Genomic DNA, 6,251 nt, shown 5'->3' with positions numbered 1-6,251 from the left:
GTCATCACATTTAGGCCTCAACCCATCGCCCACCCCGCCCCGGACATGAAGCAGTGCGATTTCGGCACGACCAACGGCACGTTTTTGCTGACGGACCAGGACCCTTATATATTGGGCGGCCAGGACCCTGGGGTCTTCCAGGTCCGCTATTTCGAGACGGAGGCCCTTGCCCAGGCGGGTGTTCCGGGCACGGAGATATTGGGCGGTGTGAAGATCATCGACCCGCCCTCCCCCGAGACGGTTTGGGCGCGCATCGAGGACCGTGCCAGCGGTGGCTGTTTCGACACGACCTCCTTCGCGCTCTACTTCAGCCGTGCCATCGCGGGCGAGGTGAACGACAGGAGCTACTGCGATGTCGACGGCGACGGCGGTGAATTTGTGAATTTGGAGGCCGAATTCAACGTAGAGGTTTTGGACGGCCAGCCTTCATCCGATTATACCATCACCTACCACCACGCCCAGGCCGATGCGATTGCCGATACAGGGAACATAACAAGCCCGTATTTCGTAGTGGGCCCCGGTCCCGAGACCCTTTGGGTCCGTTTGGAGAACAACGACGACCCCACGGCGTGCTTTGATGCCCTCCAGAGCTTTGAGATAAGGATCGACGTGGCCCCGTCGGTCAATGCCTCGCCGCCGAGCCTTGTGGAGTGCGACGACAACAACGACGGCTTCGCGACCTTTGACCTTTCCCTTCAGACCGACGTTATCACGATGGGGAATGCTGGCCTAACGGTAAGCTACCACAAGACACTGGTGGCGGCCCAGAGCGACACCCAGGAGCTGCCGGCCCTTTACGTGAACGACGAGCAGTACCTTGACGCGCCGGTGCTGGACCCGCTGGACCAGGACTACGGCACGGGCGGGGTCTGGGCTCGGGTGGTCGCCCCCGGGAGCAGTTGCGTTAGCATAGTCCCCTTTGCGCTTGAAGTGCGTTTTTCGCCCGTGGGCACAACCCCCGAGCCTTTGCGCATCTGTGACGATGCGGTGGCTGACGGGATCGCGCTCTTTGACCTGACGGTGGTCGAGGGCGAGGTGCTGGGGGGGCTGGACCCCGACGGGTTCGACCTCCACTATTTCGAGGTGGAGGCCCAGGCGGTGGCCGCGGGCATCTCGGCGCTCCCGGGCCCGATCGACCTCTCGCAGGCGGTGCCGGACCCGACGAACTATTTGAACACCAACAGCCCCTATTTCGACGAGATCTTCATTTTGGTGGTGAGCAACGGTGCGGGCACGATCCCTCCGAACCCCAACAGCGCCGAGGGCTGCTTTGATGTGGTAAGGTTGGAGCTTTATGTGGACCCGCTCCCTCCGGACCTGGGGCCATTCAGCCTCGTACTTTGCGATGATGAAGAGAGCGGGAGTACTACGGACGGATTTTCCATTTTCGACCTGACGGGCATTGAGAACGATGTTACCAACAACGATGGCGACCTTACCGTAATCTGGTTTTTGAGCTATGCCGATGAGGCCGCCGACGTCCCCATTCCGGATCCCGGGGCCTTCCAGAACACCAATACGCCGCAGACCATCATCGGCCGCGTGACGTCGGGCCTTGGCTGCGAGACCCTGGTGGAGCTGACCTTGGAGGTGCTGCCCAACCCGAGCCCGAACCTGGACCCTCCCCCCCTGGAGCTCTGCGACAGCGGCCCCGATTTCGATGACGGCATCGCTACCGATTGGGACCTTACCCTTGCCGATGCCGACATCATTGCCGGGCAGGCGGAGGTGAAGGTCGCCTATTACACGACCCTGGCCGCCGCGGAAGCGGGGGCGCCCGGCACGGAGATAACCATGCCGTTCACCAATACGGTCCCTTTCGGCCAGACCGTCTATGCACGGGTACAGTTGGATGTCCCGCCGGCCGTGCTGCCCTGTTATACCATCGTGGAGTTGCAGCTGAATGTGATTCCGGCGCCGGATGCGCCCCTGATGCCGCCCTTCCAGGACCCTTTTGTGGGGTGCGACGAGAACGGGAACGGCTCCGGGAGCTTCAACCTTACCTTACAGGACGCGGGAATAATAGGCAACCAAAACGCCTCAGATTTTACTCCGATTACCTATTACGATACAAACTATGCCGATGCTTTGGCGGGGGTCAATGCAATACCTACTCCTGAGGCCTATCTTGCTTCTGGTGGCGAGACCATTTGGTACCGTATCCAAAGTTTGGTGACCGGTTGCGTGCGTGTGGGGTCCTTCCAGCTTGCCCTGGAGCTCTTCCCGACGATCGGCGCGGGCAACGATTTGAACGAATGTGATGATTTGACACGGGAGAGCACCGATACCGATGGCACTGCTGTTTTCGACCTTACCGTCAACACGCCATTGATACAGATGGGCAACCAAAACCTGGATGTGTTTTATTATGCTTCAGCTGCCGATCAGGCCAATAACATCCCTATTGCAAATCCGGGATCGTACCGGAACGTGGTGCCGGTGCAGCAGCGGATATTCGTCACCGTCTTCAGCGAGAACGGCTGCAGGGCGACCAATTTCTTTTTTGTGGACGTGGACCCGGCCGCGGTCGCCGTTTCGCCCGGGACGATGGTCGCGTGCGATTCCGACAATGATGGTTTTGCGCTGTTCGACCTTTCCGCCCAGACCGATCTCATCACCAACGGCAATGCGGCCCTGACGGTCTCGTACCACACGACCCTTTTCAACGCGCAGAACGGCCTGCTGCCGATCGCCGCGCCCCATCCCAATGGCAGGATATATACGGACGCCCCGGTCACCGACCCCATGGACCCCCTGTACGGGACCGGCGGGGTATGGGTGCGGGTGGAGAATGACCCTGCGATAAACGGTTGCCCCCGCATCCTTTCCTTTGCGCTCGAGGTGCACGTTTCCCCGGTGGCCGGCGAGCCCGAGCCTCTACGGGAGTGCGACCTGGACGGCGACGGCGTCGGGGAGTTCGATCTGACCCAAGCGGAGCCCGATATCCTGGGCGGTCTGGACCCCTCCGCCTACGATATCTATTATTACGAGGACCTGGCGGATGCGCAGACCGCGGGCGAGCTTGCCCTGACTGCCCCGGACTATTCCCTGGCCATTGCCAATACCATGGCCTATCCCAATACCGGCAACCCCCAGACGATTTATGTCCTGGTGGTGGGGAACGCCAATAGCACGGCCCCGCCGAACCCGAACGGGGGCGAGGGCTGCTATGACATCGTGGAACTGGTGCTGGTCGTGGATCCGATACCCGGGGATCCGGGCCCGTTCACCCTGGACAAGTGCGATGATGGGGTGGCCGATGGATTTACCGTCTTTGACCTTACCGTTCTGGAGTTCCAGATTACGGGGGGCATCCCCGGGATGTCGGTAACATGGTCCGATTCCCTGGGGAACCCCATCCCGGATCCGGGGAACTATACGAACATCAGCCAGATAGAGACCGTAGTGGCGACCGTGACTTCGGATACGGAATGTTCGAACACTGTTGCGGTGACACTGACGGTGTATGCCAACCCTGCGCCGAATACGGCCCCGGAGCCCCTTGTGCTCTGTGACGACGATGACGACGGGATCATGGTCTTCGACCTCAACGAGAGGACCGAGGAGATCAGGAATCTCGAGGATAACGTGGCCATAGTTTATTATGAGACCTTGGAGCTTGCCATTGCGGGCGCGCCCCTTACCGAGATATTCGGGGGCATCTACGAGAACACCCGCAGCCCCTACAACGACACCGTCTTTGCGAGGGTGACCAACAACGTGCCGCCGGAAGTGCTGCCCTGTTACACCATCGTGGAGCTTGACCTTGAGGTGGTCGCGCTGCCCGACAGGCCGGATCCGGCTACCTTCCGGGACCCCATGACGGAGTGCGACGACGATAACGACGGCGACGCGATCTTTGACCTTGCCTCGCAGGACGCCTCGGTCTACGGCACGCAGGATCCGGCCGATTTTGGTCCGATAGCCTACTATGAAAATGAAATCGATGCCGATGCCGGCAACGGCAACTTCATCGACCCCGCCGTTCTGGGGGCCTACGAGAGCGTGGGCCGCCCGATCTGGGTGCGCCTGGAGAGCCTTGCAACGGGCTGCGCGCGGGTGACCCGCTTTGAGCTCGTTGTCGGCGAGTTCCCCGGTTCGGGGACCGCGGACGACCTTGCGCTGTGCGACGACGGGGAGAGCGGGAGCACTTCCGATGGGGTCTCCATATTCGACCTGACGCAGAACACGGTGGTGATCACGGGCAACGACCCCACGTTGGCGGTCGTCTATTTCGCCTCCCTCGATGATCTCAACAACAATGTCCCCATTGCCGCGCCAGGGGCATATGCGAACGTATCCAATCCTCAGGAGATCTTCTATACCGTCAGCGGGCAGAACAGCTGTACCGACAGCCAGAGCTTCCTCATAACCGTAAATCCGAACCCGCAGCCGGTGGAGCCCGCGCCCCTGGTGGCGTGCGATATCGACAACGACGGCTTCGCCTCGTTCGACCTGGAGCGCAAGACACTGGAGATCCAGGGGGCGGACCCCACGCTGGTCGTTACCTATCACGAGACCCTGATGGATGCCGGCACGGGGAACTTCCCATTGGCAAGCCCTTATGAAAACATCATCGCCTATAACCAAACTATCTATGTCCGCGCAGTATTTGCCGATCCACCAACAGGACCTGTTTGTTACGGTATTGTAACCTTAGACTTGATTGTTACGGATGGGCCGGTGATTGCTGAAGATTTGCCGGATTTGATCGCCTGCGAAGACGATGGAACTGCCGTGTTCGATCTTACCGTACAGGAAGCACTGATCCTGGGCAGCCCGCCGCAGACGGACGTTACGGTCACCTACCACCTTTCCGAGGCGGCCGCCCTTGCCGGGGCCCCGTTCATCGTGGACCCGACGGCATTTACAAATTCCACCAACCCGCAGGCCATCTGGGTGCGCCTGGACGATGACCTCACGGAGTGCTTCGCCATAGGCAGTTTCGAGCTGGTGGTGACCGAGGGCCTTCCGATAGCCGACCCGACGCCGCTGGAGCTCTGCGACGACCTTGGCGAGCCCAACGACGGGTCTGCGACATTCAACCTTACCCTGAAGAACAGCGAGATAACCAACGGCGTGCTCACCCAGGGCGTCTCCTATTTTGAGGCCGAGGAAGATGCACGCAACAATGTAAACCGGATCGACCCCGAGACGGCCTACGTGAACACGTCCAACCCGCAGGTAGTGTACGTGCGCGTGGAGGACAGCAACAGCAGCTGCGTGTCGTTCACGACCCTGACCATCCGTGTGGTCCCGAACCCGAACCCGGTCGCCCCGGAGGCCATCGAGCTCTGCGACTATACCGATATTATTGGGCCGGGGGATGAAGTGGAGATCTTCGACCTTACGGTACGTGAGGCCGAGATATTGAACGGCAACGACTGGACGGTCGAATATTTTGAGAGCTATGGCGATGCGGTAAACGGCGTGGACGCGATCCCCGCCGCGCAGACGGCTGCGTACCAGAACACGAGCAACCCACAGATTGTTTATGTGAAAACGACAAATCCAAATTCACTGTGCTTTGAGATCGTCGAGCTGGAGCTGATCGTGAACCCGTTGCCGGACGACACGGCTGTCGTCCCGCCGTACATCGCCTGTTCGGCCGATGGCAGTGAGATCGCGGTGTTCGACCTGGAGACCAAGGTGCCCGAGATACTGGGCGGGCAGCCGCGGCCGCCCTTCGAGGTGAGCTTCTACCTGACCCCCGGGGACGCCCAGCTTGGCGTGAACGCCATCGTGAACACGACCACCTACCAGAACATGGACGCGGGCAACAACCCGGTGAACCCGCAGACCATCTATACGGGCATCGTGAACGCGGAGACCGGGTGCTACATCGGCGGGGTGCAGAGCTTCGAGCTGATCGTGCAGCCGGGCGCGGTGGCGGTGGCCCCCGCGGGGCCGTTCGTGGTGTGCGACAACCTTGCGCCGAGCGACGGCTTCGCGGAGTTTGACCTGGAGGACGTTACCGACCAGCAGGTCTCCGACCTGAGGGCCGGTATACTGGCGGGGCAGGACCCTTCGGTGTTCCAGATCACCTTCCATGAGACGGTGGAGGGTGCGGAGGCCGGCGAGGGCGCCATCGTGTTCCCCTATGTGAACATCATCAACCCGCAGCGCATCTACGTGCGGGTGACCAATACGGACACCCTCTACGAGCCGCAGTGCTATGCGGTGGTGGAGATGCTTCTCAAGGTGGAGAGCCTTCCCGAGGTCGCGCTCGACGGCGAGTACCGCCTGTGCGT

The 6,251-nt window shown here is 60.9% G+C and carries 1 protein-coding gene; it reads left to right on the top strand.

What is annotated here, in order from left to right; translation table 11 throughout:
- The coding region (locus ACN0Q0_RS17310) for a hypothetical protein (protein ID WP_417244450.1) at window positions 1-6,251 on the top strand (6,251 nt) is incomplete at both ends.

This window comes from Celeribacter sp. (genome assembly GCF_048259695.1).
GTDB lineage: Bacteria > Pseudomonadota > Alphaproteobacteria > Rhodobacterales > Rhodobacteraceae > Celeribacter.
The sequence above is the reverse complement of the archived record's forward strand: the minus strand, read 5'-3'. Positions and strand labels throughout refer to the sequence as shown.